Here is a 1,115-nt window from a genome sequence, read left to right on the forward strand (position 1 = left end):
TGCCTTGGTCAACAACATGACAGGCGCACCGATCTCTTGGATGGATGCCTTCATCGGTAATATACCGGGCTCAATGGGTGAGGTGTCATCCATGCTGATCATCTTGAGCGGCTTGGCGCTGATTGCGATGAAGATAGCTTCTTGGCGGATCGTAGCCGGGGTTGTTGTTGGTCTGGCAGCGACGTCAACGTTACTCAACTGGATTGGTTCTGATACCAATGCGATGTTCTCAATGCCTTTCTATTGGCACTTTGTCGTCGGTGGTGTGGCCTTTGGTACTTTCTTTATGGCGACCGACCCAGTATCTGCCGCTTTTACCAATAAAGGGAAATGGGCCTACGGTATTCTTATCGGTGTAATGACAATCGGGATTCGGGTGCTCAACCCCGCGTATCCGGAAGGCATAATGCTCGCGATCTTGTTTGCTAACCTATTTGCACCTCTGTTCGATTTTATGGTGCGAGAGGGCAACATTAAACGCAGGAATCGACGAATGGCACGCTAATAACAAGGCCAGAGGCAAAAAGAGGACTTCTTAATGAGTCCTCTTTTAGTTTGAGTGTTGGTTTTAGTCTGAATAATGTAGGGAAAGGAGTGGTGGCTACCAACGAAGATCGACACTGAGCGGGGTATCGCTGCCGCACTGTTCTCCGCACATCTCATCGTAGGCACTGTTGTGAACCAGCGTTGCTGACGTGATTGATTGGTCATTAAAGTGGTCGCGCACTTGGTTAAGGCTCATAAACTTTTTCGGATGCTGGTCACTATCCATTACCAGTCTACGGTTATGGTCTGTGACTTGATAAGCAAGGTAGATGCCGCCTTCAAAAGATTCAATCAGTAGGTTCATAACACACTCCGATGTTTCATTAAGAGGAAATCCTTGTCTGTTACGTTGAAATTTTGAGCAAAGTTCAGAGCGGGCACAAAAAAAGCAGACCGGAGTCTGCTTTCTTAATCATTCGATAATGTCGCTTATGCGATTAACGCATGGTAACGAACTCTTCCGAATAGGTGCGTCCCGTTGTTGCAATATCATGGATGTGTAGAAAACAACTTATTCGCTAACATTTTAGTAATACTGACAGTTGAATCGCCAACTGACATATCGTAGT

At 46.4% G+C, this 1,115-nt stretch carries 1 protein-coding gene and 1 pseudogene; one reads left to right on the plus strand and one right to left on the minus strand.

The features are described 5' to 3' along the window. Positions 1-505: RnfABCDGE type electron transport complex subunit D (locus tag KIV40_RS26300; protein WP_285352123.1), on the plus strand; the 505-nt coding region annotated here is incomplete at its 5' end. A 96-nt stretch (positions 506-601) separates the two neighbouring features. Here the strand turns inward: KIV40_RS26300 and KIV40_RS26305 are convergent. Further along, a pseudogene (locus KIV40_RS26305) lies at positions 602-859 on the minus strand (DUF6482 family protein); the annotation flags it as partial. Positions 860-1,115: the final 256 nt, after the last annotated feature.

The organism is Vibrio sp. D173a (genome assembly GCF_030248475.1).